This is a genomic window from Halococcus dombrowskii, from assembly GCF_022870485.1.
Classification (GTDB): domain Archaea; phylum Halobacteriota; class Halobacteria; order Halobacteriales; family Halococcaceae; genus Halococcus; species Halococcus morrhuae.
The window spans coordinates 2,452,409-2,470,126 of the sequence record NZ_CP095005.1 but is presented as its reverse complement, the minus strand read 5'-3'; the positions used below and the strand labels follow the sequence as shown (position 1 = coordinate 2,470,126).

General features: G+C 66.5%; 12 protein-coding genes. 5 read left to right on the top strand and 7 right to left on the bottom strand.

Going from position 1 to position 17,718, the window contains the following annotated elements:
* Complete coding sequence (gyrA, locus tag MUK72_RS12810) at positions 1-2,439, bottom strand: DNA gyrase subunit A (protein ID WP_244701542.1); 2,439 nt, start codon at positions 2,437-2,439, stop codon at positions 1-3.
* Between the two features lie 295 nt (positions 2,440-2,734).
* The gene (gene gyrB, locus MUK72_RS12805; RefSeq protein WP_049916344.1) at positions 2,735-4,663 is read right to left on the bottom strand and encodes a DNA topoisomerase (ATP-hydrolyzing) subunit B; all 1,929 of its coding nucleotides are present in this window, start codon (positions 4,661-4,663) and stop codon (positions 2,735-2,737) included.
* A gap of 195 nt (positions 4,664-4,858) precedes the next feature.
* On the opposite strand from gyrB, the gene MUK72_RS12800 reads away from it, so the two are divergent.
* The 3 genes from MUK72_RS12800 (at position 4,859) to MUK72_RS12790 (ending at position 9,968) form a co-directional block, all read left to right on the top strand.
* Positions 4,859-7,240 (top strand): DNA topoisomerase VI subunit B, encoded by a 2,382-nt coding sequence (locus tag MUK72_RS12800; RefSeq protein WP_244701539.1) that lies wholly within the window; start codon positions 4,859-4,861, stop codon positions 7,238-7,240.
* A gap of 10 nt (positions 7,241-7,250) precedes the next feature.
* A complete protein-coding gene (locus MUK72_RS12795) occupies positions 7,251-8,351 on the top strand; it encodes a DNA topoisomerase IV subunit A (RefSeq protein ID WP_244701536.1) in 1,101 nt (366 codons plus the stop codon).
* Positions 8,352-8,444: 93 nt separating this feature from the next.
* A complete protein-coding gene (locus MUK72_RS12790) occupies positions 8,445-9,968 on the top strand; it encodes a glutamate-cysteine ligase family protein (RefSeq protein WP_244701533.1) in 1,524 nt (507 codons plus the stop codon).
* A 49-nt stretch (positions 9,969-10,017) separates the two neighbouring features.
* Here MUK72_RS12790 and MUK72_RS12785 read toward each other — a convergent pair whose 3' ends face one another.
* The gene (locus MUK72_RS12785) at positions 10,018-10,452 is read right to left on the bottom strand and encodes a universal stress protein (protein WP_244701530.1); all 435 of its coding nucleotides are present in this window, start codon (positions 10,450-10,452) and stop codon (positions 10,018-10,020) included.
* Between the two features lie 87 nt (positions 10,453-10,539).
* Between MUK72_RS12785 and MUK72_RS12780 the strand changes: the two genes are divergently transcribed.
* Together MUK72_RS12780 and gpmI are read left to right on the top strand one after the other, a co-directional pair.
* Positions 10,540-10,881 carry a DUF7113 family protein gene (locus MUK72_RS12780; RefSeq protein ID WP_244701527.1) on the top strand — a complete coding sequence of 114 codons (342 nt, stop codon included), beginning with the start codon at positions 10,540-10,542 and terminating at the stop codon, positions 10,879-10,881.
* A gap of 47 nt (positions 10,882-10,928) precedes the next feature.
* The gene (gene gpmI, locus MUK72_RS12775) at positions 10,929-12,449 is read left to right on the top strand and encodes a 2,3-bisphosphoglycerate-independent phosphoglycerate mutase (protein ID WP_244701524.1); all 1,521 of its coding nucleotides are present in this window, start codon (positions 10,929-10,931) and stop codon (positions 12,447-12,449) included.
* A gap of 38 nt (positions 12,450-12,487) precedes the next feature.
* Here gpmI and nadC read toward each other — a convergent pair whose 3' ends face one another.
* The 4 genes from nadC to MUK72_RS12755 form a co-directional block, all read right to left on the bottom strand.
* Positions 12,488-13,348: a carboxylating nicotinate-nucleotide diphosphorylase gene (gene nadC / locus MUK72_RS12770; RefSeq protein ID WP_244701521.1), complete on the bottom strand. Its 861-nt coding sequence runs from the start codon at positions 13,346-13,348 to the stop codon at positions 12,488-12,490.
* Positions 13,338-14,867 (bottom strand): L-aspartate oxidase, encoded by a 1,530-nt coding sequence (locus MUK72_RS12765; protein WP_244701518.1) that lies wholly within the window; start codon positions 14,865-14,867, stop codon positions 13,338-13,340. Before MUK72_RS12765 ends, nadC begins: the two co-directional genes overlap by 11 nt.
* Before the next feature lies 1 nt (position 14,868).
* Positions 14,869-16,002, bottom strand: a complete 1,134-nt coding sequence (nadA, locus tag MUK72_RS12760; protein WP_244701515.1) for a quinolinate synthase NadA — start codon at positions 16,000-16,002, stop codon at positions 14,869-14,871.
* 143 nt (positions 16,003-16,145) lie between these two features.
* Positions 16,146-17,675 carry an amidohydrolase gene (locus tag MUK72_RS12755; protein ID WP_244701512.1) on the bottom strand — a complete coding sequence of 510 codons (1,530 nt, stop codon included), beginning with the start codon at positions 17,673-17,675 and terminating at the stop codon, positions 16,146-16,148.
* Positions 17,676-17,718 lie beyond the last annotated feature (43 nt).

The window sequence follows — 17,718 nt, the reverse complement described above, 5'->3', positions numbered from 1 at the left end:
CTACGTTTCGAGCACGTCGATACAGGCGATACCGTCGCCGTCTTCGAGCGCCATGATCGTCACGCCCATCGTGTTCCGGCCGACGGTCGAGATATCGCCGACGGGCGTGCGCATGATCTGTCCGGTGTCGCTCATCGCCACGAGATCGTCGTCGGCGGTCGCGCTCTCGATGGCGGTGACGCGGCCGTTGCGCTCGTTCGTTTTGATGTCCTTGAGCCCCTTGCCGTAGCGCGACTGGGTGCTGTACTCGCTCATCGGCGTGCGCTTGCCGTAGCCGTTCTCGGTGACGGTGAGGAGGTCGGCGTCGTCGGTGGCAGTGACGACCCCCGCGACAGCATCGCCTTCCTGGAGATCGACACCGTTGACACCGCGGGCGCTCCGCCCCATCTCTCGGGCTTCCTCCTTGGGGAAGCGGATCGCCATCCCCCGTTGGGTGCCGATCAGCAGGTCGCCGTCGTCGTCGGTGACTGCGACGTCAACGAGTTCGTCGCCGTCCTCCAGTCGGGTGGCGATCAGCCCGCCCGAGTGGATGTTCTCGAACTCGCTCGCACAGGTCCGCTTGACGTAGCCATCGCGCGTGACCATCGTGAGACACTCCTCGTCGGTGAGGTCGTCGGTCGCCACGACGGCGGTGATGGCTTCGTCATCGTCGAGATCGACGAGGTTGATCGCGGATTTCCCGCGGGCGGTCCGGCCCATCTCGGGCACCTCGTAGACCTTGAGGCGGTAGACGTAGCCCTGGTTGGTGAACGTGAGGAGGTAGTCGTGAGTGTTCGCCCGGAACACCGCCGAGACGCGGTCGCCGTCCTTCAGTTTCGTGCCGATGATCCCCTTGCCGCCGCGACCCTGGGGATCGAACTGGCCGGCCGGCATCCGCTTGATGTAGTCGTTCTCGGTCATCACGACGACGACCTCCTCGTCGGGGATGAGGTCCTCGTGCGTGACGGTGCCGTAGTCCTCGACGATCCGCGTCCGGCGGTCGTCGGCGTACTCGTCCTGGACCGCGCGCAGTTCGTCGGTGATGACGCGATCGAGCTCGGCGTCGCTCGCGAGGATGGTTTCGAGGCGGTCGATCTCGCTCTCGACGTTCTCGTACTCGGTTTCGATCTCCTCGGCTTCGAGCGCCGTCAGGCTGCCCAACTGCATCCGGACGATGTGGTCGGCCTGTCGCTCGGAGAACTCGTAGACCTCCCTGAGAGCGCTCTTGGCCCCGTCGCGGTCGTCGGCCTCGCGGATCAATTCGACGACATCGTCGGCATTTTCGAGCGCCGTCAGCCGCCCGGAGAGGATGTGAGCGCGCTCCTCGGCCTCGTCGAGGTCGTGCTGGGAACGTCGCCGAACGACCTCGCGGCGGTGCTTCAGGTAGTGGCTGATGAGTTCCTTCAGGTCGAGCACCTGTGGTTCGCCGTCGACCAGCGCGAGATTGATGACGCCGAACGTCTTTTCGAGGCAGTGTTCGAGCAGCTGGTTCTCGACGACGTCCGTGAGTGCGCCGCGCTTGAGTTCGACGACGATGCGGATGCCGTCGCGGTCGGACTCGTCGCGGAGATCGCTCACGCCGTCGAGCGTCCCGTCGTTGACGAGCTCGGCGATGTGCTCGACGAGTTTGGCCTTGTTCTGCTGGTAGGGGAGTTCGGTGATAACGATGCGCTCACGATTGCCCATCTCCTCGATCTCGTAGCTCGCGCGCATCCGCACGCGACCGCGACCGGTGGTGTACGCCGAGTGGATCGCCTCGCGGCCGACGATTTCGGCTCCGGTGGGGAAATCCGGCCCCTTCACGTGCTCCATCAGATCCTCGACAGTGCAGTCGGGGTTCTCGATCAGGTGGACCGTCGCATCGATCACCTCTCCCAAATTGTGGGGTGGGACGTTCGTACTCATCCCGACCGCGATGCCCGAGGAGCCGTTGACGAGCAGGTTCGGGAACGCCGACGGGAGGACGTCCGGCTCTTCGAGGCGGTCGTCGTAGTTCGGCGTGAAATCGACGGTGTCCTTCTCGATATCGGAGAGCAGCTCCTCGGCGATGGAGCTCATCCGCGCCTCGGTGTAGCGCATCGCGGCCGGCGGATCGCCGTCGACGGAGCCGAAGTTACCCTGGCCGTCGACCAGCGGCGCGCGCATCGAGAAGTCCTGGGCCAGCCTGGCGAGCGCGTCGTAGATCGCCGAATCGCCGTGCGGGTGGTAGTCACCCATCGTATCGCCCACGACCGAGGAGGACTTCCGATGGCCCGATCCGCTGGTGACGCCCTCCTCGTGCATCGCGTAGAGGATGCGCCGGTGGACGGGTTTGAGACCGTCACGGACGTCGGGCAGCGCGCGCCCGGCGATGACGCTCATCGCGTAGTCGATGTACGACTGTTCCATCTCGTCTTCGATTCGGACCGAATCGACGTTCGCGGCCGCGTTCGATCCTGGTTGGGGGATGTCTGAACTCATGTGGTGTAGCTATCGGTGATACTGAAACGGGGTTACAGCGCGGCGGCTGCGCTGTGGCGGTGCGGCTGCGGTGTGGCCGTGTCGATGTGGTTGTGGGACTGTTCCTGGTGGATGAAGGGCGAGGCCCGCGTAGCGGGCCGAGGGCTTCTGCGGTGCTGTGCGGAGCGGTTGCGGCCGCACCAGCAACCGTATCGCGAGCGACCGCAGGGAGCGAGCGGGTGTTCTTGGCGTCGTTTTTTGTGAGTAGCGCGAGAGCGAAGCGTTTCCGAGCAGCCCGAACTGGAACGGTACACGGTTAGATGTCTACCCAGTCGGCATCGGTCGCGTGGCTCTTGATGAACTCCCGGCGGGGTTCGACGGCGTCACCCATCAGGACGTTGAACATCTTGTCCGCGGCGGCGGCGTCCTCCAGGGTGATCTGCTTCAGGATACGGTTTTCGGGGTTCATCGTCGTCTCCCAGAGCTGCTCGGGGTTCATCTCACCCAGTCCTTTGAACCGCTGGACTTGGTCGGGCGTGCCACCGCATTGCTCCTCGACAATCTCGTCGCGCTCGGCCTCGGTCATCGCGTCGTAGGTTTCGCCGCCGTTGCGGACCCGGTAGAGCGGTGGTTGGGCGGCATAGACGTAGCCAGCCTCGATCAGCGGCGTGAGATACCGGTAGAGCAGGGTGAGATAGAGCGTGCGGATGTGAGCGCCGTCGACGTCCGCATCGGTCATGATGATGATCTTGTGATACCGCGTCTCCTCGACGTCGAACTCCTCGTCGACGCCCGCGCCGATGGCGGTGATGAGGTTGCGAATCTTCTCGTTTTCGAGAATGCGATCCAACCGGTGCTTCTCGACGTTCAGCACTTTGCCGAACAGGGGAAGGATGGCCTGGAACTCGCGGTCGCGGCCCTGTTTGGCGCTGCCGCCGGCCGAGTCGCCCTCGACGATGAACAGTTCGGAGTCCTTCGGATCGCGGCTCTGACAGTCGGCGAGCTTGCCCGGAAGCGCCGTGGATTCGAGCGCCGACTTCCGGCGAGTGAGCTCCTCGGCCTTCTTGGCCGCGCGGCGGGCTTTGGCCGCTTCGACTGCTTTACCGATGACCGCCTCGGCGGTGTCGGGATGTTCCTCGAAGTAGGTGTTCAGCTGTTCGTGGACGGCGCTCTCGACGACGCCGCGGACCTCGCTGTTGCCGAGCTTGGTCTTGGTCTGGCCCTCGAACTGCGGGTCGGGGTGTTTGATCGAGATCACCGCCGTGAGCCCCTCACGGATGTCGCTGCCCGTGAGGTTCTCGTCGTCGAGCGGTTTCAGGAGCCCGTGCTCGCTCGCGTAGTCGTTGACGACCCGCGTGAGCGCGGTCTTGAACCCGGTGAGATGGGTGCCGCCCTCGCGGGTGTTGATGTTGTTGGCGAAGGCGTGGATCGAGCCTTGGAGCTCGTCGGTCGCCTGAAGCGCGATCTCGACGGATATCTCGCCGTCCTCGACGGTGGCGGCGTCGTCGAAGTAGATGACGTCCTCGTGGAGGGCGCTCTTGGTCTCGTTGAGATAGACGACGAACTCGCGGATGCCGCCATCGTAGCGGAACCGTTCGCGGCTCCCGTCGCGTTCGTCGTCGAGTTCGATCTCGACGCCAGAGTTGAGGAAGGCGAGTTCGCGCAGCCGGTTGGCGAGCGTCGAGGCGTCGAACGTCGTATCGGTGAAGACCGCCTCGTCGGGCCAGAACTGGAGTTTCGTGCCGGTCGATTCGTCCTCGCGGAGATCCCGAACCCGTTCGAGATCGCCGTCGGGCTCGCCGTGGTCGAAGCGCTGCTCCCAGACCGCGCCGTCGCGCTTGACGGTCACCTCGACCCACTTCGAGAGCGCGTTCACCACCGAGATGCCGACGCCGTGCAGGCCACCGGAGACCTGGTAGGACTCCTTGTCGAATTTCCCGCCGGCGTGGAGGACGGTCATGATCACTTCGAGGGCGGACTTGCCGTCCTCGTGCTCGTCGACCGGGATCCCACGGCCGTCGTCGGTCACGCTCACCGAGGGGTGCTCGTCGTCGTGGACCGTGACCGAGATCGAATCGCAGTGGCCGGCGAGCGCCTCGTCGATGGCGTTGTCGACGACCTCGTACACCAGATGATGGAGACCACGCGCGTCCGTCGAACCGATATACATCGCCGGGCGTTTCCGTACCGCCTGTAGCCCTTCTAAGACCTGTATCTGTCCGGCTCCGTACTCGTCCTGGGGCATATATAAGCTATCGATTCCTAGCGGTCCCGCGGTGATAAGTCTCCCGCACGCGCGCGGCCGGGAGCACGGTGGAGGCGAACGGATTCGTCCGACACGATGGCCGACGGCACGGTTTCGGTTCGGCTCCCCGAGCGACACCTCCACTTCCACCCTGCTACCGCGGTCGTTTTAACCGTCGCTCGAATACGCCGGGTAATGCCATCCCTCCAGTCGACGCTCGACGACGAGGGGGTCGCCGACGAGCTGGCGGCGAGCCAGCGTTCGATCTCCATCGCCGAGTTCTTCGAGAAGAACAAGCACATGCTCGGGTTCGACAGCGGGGCCCGAGGGCTCGTCACGGCCGTCAAGGAGGCCGTCGACAACGCGCTCGACGCCGCCGAGGAAGCCGGCCATCTCCCCGACATCTACATCGAGATCGAGGAGGTCGGCGACTACTACCGGCTCGTCGTCGAGGACAACGGTCCCGGCATCACGAGCGAGGAACTCCCCAAGGTGTTCGGGAAACTGCTCTATGGTTCCCGCTTTCACAAACGTGAGCAGGCCCGCGGTCAGCAGGGGATCGGTATCTCGGCGGCGGTGCTCTACTCACAGCTCACCAGCGGCAAGCCGGCGAAGATCACCAGCCGGACGCAGGGTGGCGAGGCGAAATACTTCGAACTCATCATCGACACCGACTCGAACGAGCCCGAGGTCTCCGTCGACGAGACGACGACCTGGGATCGGACCCACGGCACGCGCATCGAACTGGAGATGGAGGCGAACATGCGCGCACGCGGCCAGCTCAGGGACTACGTGAAACACACCGCGGTCGTCAACCCCCACGCCCGCATCGAGCTCCGCGAGCCAAACGGCGAGTACAAGGCCGAGCGCGCGACCGATCAGCTCCCCGCCGAGACCGAGGAGATCCGGCCCCATCCCCACGGCGTCGAGCTCGGCACGCTGCTCAAGATGCTCGAAGCGACCGACTCCTACAGCGTCTCGGGGTTCCTCCAGGGGGAGTTCACCCGCGTCGGCACGAAGACGGCGACGAACGTCATCGCGGCGTTCACCGACCGCCACTACGGCCGCGAGATGGCGTGGCGAACGCCGGCGACCCACGAAGCTGACATCGAGTCGGCTGTCACGGAAGCGGTGGCGAACAAGGGACAAGCGGCCACCGACGAGTTCGCCGGGCGCGTCGCCGACGCCATCCGTGAACACGACCGGATCGCGCATCACGAACTCGCGACGCTCGTCGAGCACGCTGCCGTGGCGACGACCGACGAGACGGGAACGACGTTCGGCGACACGGTCCAGGAGAAGGCCGTCGCCGCGGCCTGGGCGATCGTCCGCGACGATCGGACGGCCGATCTCTACACGCTAACTGACGAGGCGACGAGCACGCGCAAGGACGACGGCGTCATCGAGTCGTTCGCCGAGCGGCTGGCGGCGAAGTTCGACGGCGAGGGTCAAGTGCGCGACCGACTGCGACGGGAGACACTCGAAGAATACGTCGAGCGCGCCGCCGCGATGACCGCCGAGCGTGAGGACGTCTCCTTCGGCGAGACCGCACGCGAGAACGTCACGGACGCGCTCTGGAGCGTCGCGCGGACGGTGCCCGACGACCCGCCGAACGTCGCCGCCGTCGCCGACGATCGTGACACCGCGAGTGCTCTCCTGAGCGCGATGAGCGAGACGGACATCATCGCGCCGCCGACGGACTGTCTCTCGCCGATCACCGCCGATCTCGTGCGCTCGGGGCTCGAAAAGGAGTTCGACGCTGACTTCTACGCCTCGGCGACGCGCGACGCGGGCGTCCACGGCGGCGACCCGTTCATCGTCGAGGCCGGCATCGCCTACGGCGGCGATCTCCCCGCCGAGGGGAGCGTCGAGCTGCTCCGCTTTGCGAACCGGGTTCCGCTGGTCTACCAGCGCGGGGCCTGTGCGACCACGGACGTTCTCAAGGGGATCGGCTGGCGCAACTACGGGCTCGACCAGCCCGGCGGCTCGGGCATGCCCAACGGACCGGCGGTGATCATGATCCACGTCGCCTCGACGAACGTGCCCTTCACGAGCGAGTCGAAGGACGCCATCGCCAACATCCCGGCGATCGAGGACGAGATCGAACTCGCCGTCCGCGAGGCCGCCCGCGAGCTGAAGAGCTATCTGAACAAGCGCCGTTCGATGCAACAGCGTCAGGAGAAACAGGACGTCCTCGGCTCGATCCTCCCCGAGATGGCCGACAAGCTCGCGACCGTCACCGAGCGCGAGGAGCTGAAGATCGACGACTCGCTCGCGCGCATCATGAACAACGTCCTCGTCGAGCGTCGCATCGAGAACTCCCACGTCGAGCTCGTCGTCGAGAACAACAGCGGGACCAGCGAGTCGCCCGAACTGACCGAGATCGTCTCGGCCGAACCGACGAGCGTCTCCGATGGCGCACGCGTCGTCGAGATGGACGGCGAGTGGTTCATCAAGTGGTCGCCGGAGGTCGGCAGCGACGACGACAGCGTCCTGCAGTACGAGCTCGCCGACGAGAGCGACTACGATCTCGACGTGACCGGCATCGAGAGCGCGAAACTCACCGTCAACACATAGCTGCATCACAATGAGCACCGACAGATCCGACAGCGACGACTCGGCGCGCGAGCGACTCATCGATCTCGCCGCCGACTTCTACGACCAGTTCGCCGCCGGCCAGATCCCGGAGATGGAGCTGCCGACGCGGACGAAATCCAACATCGAGTACGACGAGAACAGTGACGTCTGGGTCTACGGCGACCGCACGAGCACGCGCAGCGCGAACTCGGTTCGCGGCGCGCGTAAGCTCCTCAAGGCGATCTACACGATCGACTTCCTCGCCGACCAGCTCGGCGAGGATCGCTCGTCGACGCTGCGTGAACTCTACTATCTCTCGGAGAGCTGGGACAACGAGGAGGCGCAGTTCTCGGATCAGGACGAGTCGAACCAGCTCGTCGAGGACCTCGAAATCGTCTCGGAGGTGACCCGCGAGGACTTCCACATGCGCCCGGAGGAGTCGGGTGCGACGCTGATGGGGCCGCTCTATCTCCGCGAACAGACGCGCCGCGGCGAGCGCGAGATCCATTGCCAGAAGGACGTCGGCGAGGGTGGCTACCAGATCCCGAACAACCCGGACACGATCGAGTTCCTGGATCACGACGCCGAGTTCATCCTCTGCGTCGAGACGGGTGGGATGCGCGACAGACTCGTCGAGAACGGGTTCGACGACGACTACGGCACGATCGTCGTCCATCTGAAGGGCCAGCCCGCCCGCGCGACCCGGCGGATCACCAAACGCCTCCACAACGAGCTTGATCTCCCTGTTGTGGTGTTCACTGACGGCGACCCGTGGTCCTATCGGATCTACGGCTCGGTGGCCTACGGCTCGATCAAATCGGCCCATCTCTCGGACTATCTCGCCACGCCCGAAGCGCAGTTCGTCGGGATTCAACCGACCGACATCGTCGAGTACGACCTGCCGACCGATCCGCTGGCGGATTCGGACATCAACGCCCTCGAAAGCGAGCTCAGCGATCCCCGCTTCCAGACCGACTACTGGCGCGAGCAGATCGAACTCCAGCTCGACATCGGGAAGAAGGCCGAACAGCAGGCGCTCGCCTCCCGGGGGCTGGACTTCGTTACCGACACCTATCTTCCGGAGCGACTGACCGAAATGGGCGTACTGTAGCCACGGGTTCTTCGATACGTTTCCCACCGCAATCGTCGAGAACGCTTTCCCTCAGTCGCGAAGTTAAAGTCGTTCGCTCGCACACGGCGAGGCATGTCTGGCTCGGATCTCGCGGGGCGGGTCGAGGACGTGCTCGCCGTCGATGGCGAGGAGTTCCACGCTCGCGCCGAGGACGAAGCCGAGGTGATCAAGCGCGAACTCGACGCCGGCACGTTCGACAACCCGCAGGCGATCATCGGGCTCGAATACGAGTTCTATGGGGTGGATCGCGAGACGAGCGCGCTGGCGCGGGTGCCACGTCGCCTGCTCGAATATATCGGTTTCGAGAAGGAGCTCGGGCTGCACAACGCCGAGATGCGCACGAGCCCGCAGCCGCTCAATCCACACGGGCTCGCCGCCCAGGAGGCCGAAGTCAGCGCCCGCCTCCGCACGGCCCTCGACTGCGTCGCATCGGCGGACCTGCGACTCGTCAGCGACGGCATGTGGACGATCCCCTCGGAGGGCGAGCAGGCACGCGACTATCTCACCGGCTCGATCACCGACCGCGAGGTGCGCATCGCCTCGAACATGAGCGACTCGGTCCGCTATCACGCGATGGCCAACACCGCCGGCGCGGATGCTGTCGGGATGAACGTCGACGCGCCACACGTCTCGCTGTCGGCGAACACGGTGATGCCCGAAAGTCTGATCACCTCGATCCAGCCCCACTATCAGGTCGCCCACGCCGCGGACCTGCCCGAATATTTCACCTACGCGCTGCGGATCGCGGGACCGCTGCTCGCCCTCGGCGTCAACTCGCCGTTTTTCCCGCCGAGCCTCTACGACGACGCCGCCCCCGAGGCGATCCTCGACGACGGCTGGATGAGCCACCGCATCCACGTCTTCGAGGCCATTCTCAACCCTGACGGCGGCACCGGAAAGGTCCGCTTCCCGCACGACTTCGATTCGGCCGAAGAGGCCGTCGACCGCATCGCGGCCGACGACACGATCGTGCCGATGCCGATCGAGGAGTCGAACCGGTTCGACGACGCCTTCGCCACCTTCCGCCAGAAACACGGCACCTACTGGCGCTGGGTGCGACCGGTCTTCGAGGGCGCGAGCAAGTCCTCGGCGAACGCCCGCATCGAGTTCCGGCCGATCGGTGGCCAGCCCACGGTGCGAGACACCATCGCCTTTCAGGCGATCTTCGCCGGGCTGATGGAGAGTCTGACCCGGCGCGAGCATCCGGTGGCGAACCTCGACTGGCAGGACGCCCACGGCAACTTCTACGCGGCGATGCACGACGGGCTCGACGCCGATCTCGTCTGGATCACCAACGACGGCCGCGAGACGCGGTCGTACGACGAACTCTATTCCGACCTCTTCGCCCACGCGAAGGACGGGCTCGAATCGCGCGGGCTCTCCGAGAGCGAGGCCGCGAAATATCTCTGGCCGCTGCGCCAGCGCGCCCGCCACGAGGTGACGCCGGCGCGCTGGAAACGCCACGAGGTCAGGGAACGCCTCGACGACGGCGACAGTTTCGAAGCGGCCGTCCACGGCATGCAGCAGGCGTACATCGACCGCCAATCGGAGACGATCATCGGTGACAGCAGCTTCGCCGACTGGCTCGCCGACTGATCGTCCAGACGAGTGCTTGTGGAAGTGGGGAAGAGACGACCGATGTCGGTCAGCGGACGACCGTCACTGGTACCGGCGAGCGCCGGACGACGGTCTCGGCGACGCTCCCGAGGACGATCCGCGAGACGCCGTCGCGGCCGTGGCTCCCCATCACGATCGCGTCGATGGGGTTCTCCTCGGCGAACGCGGCGATGGCGCGGGCGGGCCGACCGACGGTCGTCTCGGTCTCGATCTCGCGCTCGCCGATGCGTTCGCGGGCACGCTCGAACAGGGATTCGGCGCGCTGTTCCGCGGCCTCGTACCACTCCTCGCCGTAGCCCACGTCGGCGATCTGCGCGCCCGCGCTCACGCCGGCGGTGCCCCCGACGGGATTGATGACGTAGAGCAGCGTGAGCGCTGCCCCAGGGTGCTCGGTCGTGGCGTGGTCGAGCGCGGTCCACGCCTGCTCGGAGCCGTCGATCGGGACGAGCAGCCGTTTCTCCATGTGAAAAATTACCACGGGTGAGTTGTTAAGTGCTCCGCCGCGGGCGGCGAACACCGAGGTTTTGGTCGCCGGGTGGGTAGCGACAGTATGCTCTTGATCCGGGGCCGTGCCGGCGGCACGGCACTCACCGGCACGCTCTACGAGCGCGGGGAGGAAGCTCCCGCCTTCAGCGGTGCGCCCGACGAGGACGCGCCGTACGTCTGGGTCTGCGATTCCTTCTACGAGGTCGAATCCGGCGGCCAGCGCCAGCAGATCGACGGCGCGACCGTGAACGTCGCCTTCGAATCGCCCGTCGCCCACGGCTTCGAGACGCGCGAGCAGGCCATCGATGGCGCGAAAGAACACCTCCGGACGCAGTTCGCCCGTGTCGGTGTCGCCGAATCGGACGTGGACGTCGAGATGCAGAAGGCCGATTCGGCGGCCGAGTGACCAGCGAGTGCGAAGGGTAGTTACGCATCGCTGGCGAAAATCGAGGTATGCAGGCGGCACTCGTCGTGCTCGACGGCTGGGGACTCGGCGATCACGACCGACTCGACGCAGTTCGTGAGGCCGACACGCCGACGATGGACGATCTCACCGACCGCGGCGCGAGCGGCACCCTCGACACCTCGGGGCGGGCGGTCGGCCTCCCAGCGGGACAGATGGGCAACAGCGAGGTCGGCCATCTCACGATCGGCGCGGGTCGGGTCATCGACCAGAGCTACACCCGCATCACGCGGGCGGTCGAGAACGGCGAACTCAGTGGTAATGACGCCATCGAGGAGGCGTTCGGCCACGCCGCGGCGAACGACGGGCGCGTCCACCTGATGGGACTGGTGAGCGACGGCGGCGTCCACTCCGACCAGCGCCATCTCCACGCGCTCATCGAGATCGCCGCCGAGCGGGGTGTCGAGGCGGTCACGCACGCGTTCACCGACGGGCGGGACACACCCCCCAAAAGCGCCGTCGAGTATCTCACGGACCTGGAAGGAGTGATCGAGCGATGCGGGACGGGCGACGTGGCCACCGTCTCGGGGCGCTACTACGCGATGGATCGCGACGAGAACTGGGCGCGCACGAAGCGATCCTACGACGCCATCGTCGAGCGCGAGGCCGATCACACGGCTCCGACGGCCGTCGAAGCGGTCGAAGAGTCCTACGAGCGCGGCGACACCGACGAGTTCGTCGAGCCGACGCTGATCGAGGGTGCAGCACAACGCATGGTTCGAGACGGCGACAGCGTCCTCTTCTTCAACTTCCGCGCCGACCGCGCGCGCCAGCTCGTCCGCATGCTCACCGATATTCGCCCGGAGTGGGGCGATGGAACGACCCCACCCAAGATCGAGCTCGTGACGCTGACGGAGTACGACGAGACCTTCTCGTTCCCGGTCGCGTTCGCACCGCACGAGCCCGCCGACACGCTCGGTGAGGTGCTCGCGGCACACGGGAAGACCCAACTGCGAATCGCCGAATCCGAGAAGTATCCCCACGTGACCTACTTCCTGAACGGCGGACGCGAGGTCGAGTTCGACGGCGAGCGACGCGAAATCGTCGCGAGCCCCGACGTGCCGACCTACGACCAGCAGCCGTCGATGAGTGCCGTCGAAGTGACCGACACGGCCATCGGCGTCATCGAGGCCGAGGACCCGGATGTGCTCGTGCTCAACTACGCGAACGCGGACATGGTGGGCCACACGGGCGATTTCACGGCGGCCGTCGAGGCCGTCGAGACCGTCGACACACAACTGGCCAGACTGGTCGAAATCTGCCACGAGGCGGGGGCCGACGTGCTCGTGACCGCCGATCACGGCAACGCCGACGACATGGGCACGCCCGACGATCCGGATACCACGCACACGAAAAACCCCGTGCCGATCGTCTTCCTCGCTGCCGACGGCAGCGACGGCGGGAAGCACATTCGGGACGGCGGCGAGCTATCCGACCTCGCGCCGACCGTGCTCGAACGCTGTGGGATCGAGGTTCCCGCGGCGATGACCGGCCGTTCGTTGCTCGACTGAGGCCCGTCCCGGCCCCACTCGGCGGAAAGGATCGGGCCTCAGCCCGTCCGAAACGAGTAATCGAGCGCCGGGGCCGAGTGGGTGATCGAGCCCAGTGAAATGACGTCGACGCCGGTGGCGGCGTACTCGGGCACCGTCTCGATCGTGATGCCGCCGCTGGCCTCCGCGAGCGTGTCGTCGGGTAATTCCGCGACGCCCTCGGCGACCGCGTCCGGTGCGAGGTTATCGAAGAGAACGATGTCAGCACCAGCGTCGGCGGCCCGGCGACCGTCCGCGGGGCGTTCGACCTCGACTTCGATCTTCGTGGCGAACGACGCGCGCTCGCGGAAGTGTGCGATGGCGCTCTCGAACCCCATCTCGGCGATGTGGTTTTCCTTCACCATCACCATCTGCGAGCAGTCGAGGCGGTGCGTGTCGCCACCGCCCGCGACGATGGCGCGCTTTTCGATCCCTCTGAGACCGGGCGTCGTCTTGCGCGTGCCGGCGATCCGTACCCCGTCGCCGATCTCCCGGCTGTTCGCCGTTCGATCGCCCGTGGCTCGTCGAGCCTCGCTCGCCTCGCGGGCAGCGTCGACGGCCGCACAAGTTCGGGTCGCGATCCCCGAGGCGTGGCCCGCGACGTTGACCGCGACGCGCTCGCCGCGGAGGACGGCCCGCGCCGGCCCGTCGACCGCCAGCACTCGCTGGCCCGCCTCGATGCGCTCGCCAGTGTCGACGAGCGTCTCCGTTTCGACGTCGAGATGATCGAAAACGGCCGCGGCCGTTTCGATGCCCGCAGCGACGCCGTCCTCCGTGGCGACCAATCTCCCAGCGGTCTCGCCCGGGACGTGGTTGGTCACGTCGTGATGGCCGAGGTCCTCGCGCAGCCAGCGCTCGATGCGGCTGCGATCAATCGGCATGGACCTCGGGCTCGTCGGCGGTGTCGACGAGATGATGACAGCCACGGGAGTCGGTGTTCTCGCGTGCAGCCCGGACGATCAGCAGCGCCGTCACGGTCGACGCACGGAGTTCATAGAGCTCCCGCGAGGTACGGGTGCGGACGTAGGCATCGACCTCGCCCTTGAGCCGCCGGATGGCCGCGCTCGCTCGGCGGAGCCCATCGGGAGTGCGCGAGAGGCCGACGAATTCGTCCATCACCTCTCGAAGGCGGGTGAACTTCTCCGCCGCGAACGCTGTCGGGAGCGCGGGATCGCTGTCGCGCAGGTCGGGCGCGTCGACGATTTCGGGGTCAGCCTCGCTCGCAGCCGCGGTTCGTCCGGCGCGCAGCCCCCAGACCAGCCCTTCGAGCAGGCTCGTCGAGGCCAGCCGGTTCGCACCATGGACGCCCGTTCTGGAGCACTCCCCGGCCGCGAACAGTCGGTCGAGGCTCGTCCGCCCACGGGAGTCGACCGTGATGCCGCCACAGAGGAAGTGCTCGGCCGGCGCGACCGGGATCCCCGTTCGGTAGTCGACGTCGCGCTCGTCGCAGTTCGCCGCGAGATCCGGGAATTCGGTTTCGAAATCGAGCGGCGAAACGTCGAGCAGAACTTCGCCCGTCCGCTCGCGTTCGGCAGCGACGGCGCGGGCGACCACGTCGCGCGGTGCGAGCTCGGCGTCGGGATGGTGCTCGGGCATGAACCGTCCCCCGTCGGTGTTTCTCAGGACCGCACCCTCACCGCGGAGCGCCTCGCTCAACAGAAATGGCTTCGCGGCTTCGCCGGCGTAGGCCGTCGGATGGAACTGGACGTACTCCATGTCGGCCACGTCCGCACCGGCGAGCGCGGCCATCGCGATCCCGTCGCCGGTCGCACCATCGGGGTTGGTCGAGCGCCCGTAGAGCGCCCCGACGCCGCCCGTCGCGAGCACGGTCGATCCGGCGTAGATCGGCTCGCAATCGCCGTCGTGCTCGCAGAGCGCGCCGTGGACGCGGCCCTCGCGCGTGAGGAGATCGAGCGCCGCGGTGTCGTCTCGGATGGAGACGTTCGGGTGGTCGTCGAGATGGGAGAGGAAGGGACCGAGGACGTGCCGGCCGGTGCTCGCGTTCACGTGGAGGATCCGACGCTCCTCGTGGGCGGCCTCCCGGCCGTAGTCGAACGCGTCGGGATCGTCTCCGGTGGTGTCGAACGGCACGTCGAGCGTCTCGATCAGCACGTCGCGCACTGCTTCGTTCGCGTTCTCGACCAAGACGTCGACCGCGTCGGGGTCGGCCGTGTCGTCGCTCGCCGCGATGATATCCTGTTTGAACCCCTCGGCATCACTCCGCGAGACGGCGACGCCGCCCTGCGCCCACCAGCTCGTCGCGTCCTTCGGCCGTTCGGCCTTCGTCGCCACCAGCACGTCCTTGCCCGCACGCGCCGCCCCGAGCGCCGCCGCACAGCCCGCGACGCCGCTGCCGACCACCAGCACGTCGGCCGTCGTCGGATCGGATTCGTTAGCCATCTCAGATCTCCAGCATCCTGTCGAGCGCCACGGCGGCGCGCTCTTTCTCCCCGGGAGCGACCTCGATGACGTTTCGCTCCTGGCCCTCGCGGAGCCCGTCGAGCACCCACGTCAGGTAGTTGGGATCGATCTGGCGCATCGCGTTGCAATCCATGCACGCGTCGCCACAGAGCGGGACGACCTCCACTTCGGGATGCCATCGTGCGAGGTGGTTCGCGAGGTGGATCTCGGTGCCGATGGCCCACGTCTCGCCCGCGTCGGCGTCGGCCACCGTGTCGGTGATCGTACTCGTCGATCCCACGACGTCGGCGGCCTCGACGACCTCGCGCCGGCATTCGGGATGGACGACCACGTTTGCGTCGGGATGCTCGTCGCGCACCTGCGTGACGTGGTCTTCGCGGAATCGCTCGTGAACCTGGCAGTAGCCCTCCCAGAGCACGATGTCTGTGTCGGCCACCTCGTCGGCGTCCTTCCCCTCGGGATCCCAGGGGTCCCAGACGGCAGTGCTGTCTTCCATTCCCAACCGGTGGGCGGTGTTCTCGCCGAGGTGTTTGTCCGGGAGAAAGAGCACCTTATCGCCGCGCCCGAAGGCCCACTCGAAGGCGTGGTGGGCGTTCGAGGAGGTACAGACCAACCCGCCCTGATCGGCGCAGAAGGCCTTCAGGTCGGCGTAGGAGTTCATGTACGTCACCGGGATGATGGTCTCGTCGGGCGCGGCCGCGGTGATCTCGGCCCACGCGGCATCGACCTGGAGTGCCTCGGCCATTCCGGCCATCGGGCACGACGCCTCCATCGACGGGAGCAACACCGTCTGGTCGTCGTCAGTGATGATGTCCGCGGACTCGGCCATGAAGGTCACGCCACAGAAGACGACGTAGTCGGCGTCCGACTCGGCGGCGCGCTGCGAGAGCGCGTAGGAATCGCCGATGAAATCGGCGTGCTCGACGATCTCCCGGCGCTGATAGTTGTGACCGAGCACCAACACGTCGTCGCCGAGCTCGTCGCGCGCCGCGGCGATCCGCTTCGAGCGCTCGTGTTCCGACAAGTCGCGGTACTGTGACGGCAGCCGCTCCAGATTGTCGTATTTGAAGAGGCTGAGTTCCGTTTCGAGGGATGTGGTTTCGAGTTCTGGCATGGTTCCCGTTCTCCGTCAGCGCTAGCCACCAGTACCCGTCTTTGAAAAGATTTTCACTTCAAATGGCGTTCAGCATACTTTTGACTGTCCGGCAGGACACACAATCGAAAATAGTTAGTTAATCGATAACCGGCGATCGACGATCAGCGCGCGTCGTGAACGATCGCGCCATCGACGACCGTCATCGCCACGTCGATGGACGCGATGTCCGAAGCTTCCCACGGCGAGCGATCGAGCACGACGAAATCGGCCTTTTTGCCCGGTGCGATCGTTCCGAGCCGATCCTCGTCGAACCCGGCGTACGCCGCACCCGCGGTGTACGCGCGCAGTGCCTCGGTCACGGTGAGACGCTGGCGCTCGTCCGGCGCAGCGACGACCTGCTCGATCCCGAACAGCGGGTCGAGCGGCATGCAGTCGCTGCCGAAGGCGAGGGGGATGCCGGCGTCGAGCAGTTCCCGAACGGGGTTCGAGCGCGCCCGCCGCTCGGTGCCGAGGCGGGCGTCGTAGAGGCCATCCTCACCGGCCCACTTCAGGAAGTTCGGCTGGACCGACGCGACGGCACCCAGCTCGGCGAGGCGCTCGATCGCCTCCTCGGAAGGGAGTTCGAGATGTTCGATGCGGTGGCGTGCGTCGTCGGCGTCGGTCCGCTCGTAGGCGTCGAGCACGGCGTCGATGGCCGCGTCGCCGATGGCGTGGGCGGTCATCTGGAGACCGGCGTCGTCGACGCGCTCGGTGAGGTCGTCGAGATCGGCAGGCGGGACGACCCACTGGCCCGTCGTGTCGGGCGCGTCGGCGTACGGCTCAGTGAGTTTCGCCGTTCGCCCGCCGAAGCTGCCGTCGGTGAACGTCTTGATCGCGCCCGTGCGGACGAACTCGCTGCCGTGATCGGTCGCCAGTCCGACTTCACGGAGAGCGTCGAGGTGATCCGACCAGTAGTTGAGGCGCACGCGCACGGCCAGTTCGTTCTCCAAGTCGAGATCGCGGTAGGCTCGCGGTGCGTGTGACTGCCGAACCATGTCGTGGACGCCCGTGACGCCACGCTCGGTGGCGTATTCCTGGGCTGCGAGTAGCAGTTCGCGCGTCTCCGCTCGATCGGGAGCGATGGCGTCACGGACTGGGCCGAGCGCGTCCTCGACGACCACGCCCGTGGGATCGCCGTTCTCGGTTCGGACATCGTCATCGGGCAGCCGTCCACCGAGTCGATCCAGGACGACACTGTTGACGCCGGCGGTGTGCATGTCCTCGCGGAACGCCACCACTGGGCGATCGGTGCTCACGTCGTCCAAATCCGGCCGATCGAGATAGCGTGAACTCCCCCAGTCGCTCTCGTCGTAGCCGTAGCCGAGGATCCACTCGCGGTCGGTTGCGTCGGCGCGCTCGGCGAGCAGCGAGACCGCTTCATCGCGGGAATCGGCGTCCGCGAGATCGGCGTGGACGAGACGCTTGCCGACCGCCGTCATGTGGGTGTGTGCGTCGATGAACCCCGGGAGGAGGACGCGGCCGTCGAGATCGATCGTGGTCGTATCGACGCCGTCGAGGAAGTCGATCTCGTAGGCCGAGTCCACGCGGACGATCTCGCCGTCGCGCACCGCGAGCGCCTCGGCGGTCGTGTCGGGGGCGGCGAGCGTGTGGATCTCCGCGTTCGTGAGCACGAGATCGGCAGGGTCGGTCATGATTTTGGGAGGCACGGCGGGCGCGAAAACGCTTCGGGATAGC

Coding starts and splice junctions, on each gene's coding strand:
- gyrA (WP_244701542.1), bottom strand. CDS start 2,439: ATGAGTTCAGACATCCCCCAACCAGGATCGAACGCGGCCGCGAACGTC.
- gyrB (WP_049916344.1), bottom strand. CDS start 4,663: ATGCCCCAGGACGAGTACGGAGCCGGACAGATACAGGTCTTAGAAGGG.
- MUK72_RS12800 (WP_244701539.1), top strand. CDS start 4,859: ATGCCATCCCTCCAGTCGACGCTCGACGACGAGGGGGTCGCCGACGAG.
- MUK72_RS12795 (WP_244701536.1), top strand. CDS start 7,251: ATGAGCACCGACAGATCCGACAGCGACGACTCGGCGCGCGAGCGACTC.
- MUK72_RS12790 (WP_244701533.1), top strand. CDS start 8,445: ATGTCTGGCTCGGATCTCGCGGGGCGGGTCGAGGACGTGCTCGCCGTC.
- MUK72_RS12785 (WP_244701530.1), bottom strand. CDS start 10,452: ATGGAGAAACGGCTGCTCGTCCCGATCGACGGCTCCGAGCAGGCGTGG.
- MUK72_RS12780 (WP_244701527.1), top strand. CDS start 10,540: ATGCTCTTGATCCGGGGCCGTGCCGGCGGCACGGCACTCACCGGCACG.
- gpmI (WP_244701524.1), top strand. CDS start 10,929: ATGCAGGCGGCACTCGTCGTGCTCGACGGCTGGGGACTCGGCGATCAC.
- nadC (WP_244701521.1), bottom strand. CDS start 13,348: ATGCCGATTGATCGCAGCCGCATCGAGCGCTGGCTGCGCGAGGACCTC.
- MUK72_RS12765 (WP_244701518.1), bottom strand. CDS start 14,867: ATGGCTAACGAATCCGATCCGACGACGGCCGACGTGCTGGTGGTCGGC.
- nadA (WP_244701515.1), bottom strand. CDS start 16,002: ATGCCAGAACTCGAAACCACATCCCTCGAAACGGAACTCAGCCTCTTC.
- MUK72_RS12755 (WP_244701512.1), bottom strand. CDS start 17,675: ATGACCGACCCTGCCGATCTCGTGCTCACGAACGCGGAGATCCACACG.